Annotated in this window: 2 protein-coding genes; both read left to right on the top strand. The window is 48.5% G+C overall.

Annotation, left to right across the window (positions count from 1 at the left end):
- On the top strand, positions 1–158 hold a 158-nt coding region (locus R7Z49_RS27885), incomplete at its 5' end, for a TraU family protein (RefSeq protein WP_318112899.1).
- A gap of 115 nt (positions 159–273) precedes the next feature.
- On the top strand, positions 274–507 hold a 234-nt coding region (locus R7Z49_RS27880; RefSeq protein WP_318112898.1), incomplete at its 3' end, for a hypothetical protein.

Below are 507 nucleotides of genomic sequence, written 5' to 3'. Positions count from 1 at the left end.
AGTACAACTTCACGCTATTGCATCCGGTTCCAGAGACAAACTCATCTCACGTAATTGGCGAATCCACTCTTACGTGGGGTCTGGCGCGAACTATAACGGCAATTGGGCAAGACCCTATTTACACCATCTGGCGATGGAATGATTGCTGTAACAATTGAGCAGACCCTAACGAATTTGCACGGGCATTTTAGATTATGCCCCAAAAGGGCCACTACACGTACAGGTGGCCCTTGTCTTCTCAGATAGCATGGGAAGGTTGAAATGGAGAACACAATGCGAAGTCATAATTACTTTATGAAAGCTGTGGCCTCGCTGTTGACAGTAACCATGTCTGCGCTGCCGATACATTCCTACGCTAACGGTAGCCAAGACCAGGACATCACAGCGGTGGGTAAAGAGGCCCAGGCTTTCGGACAAAACCTCTCAAACTCATTCAAGTCGAGCTCGGGGACTGTGCAAGATGGCACAATCTCTATGCCGACGTTGAAAGACGGTCAATTCCAAATG

It is taken from the genome of Vibrio sp. 1562 (assembly GCF_033340155.1).
GTDB classification, from domain to species: Bacteria; Pseudomonadota; Gammaproteobacteria; order Enterobacterales; family Vibrionaceae; genus Vibrio; species Vibrio alginolyticus.
The sequence above is the reverse complement of the archived record's forward strand: the minus strand, read 5'-3'. Positions and strand labels throughout refer to the sequence as shown.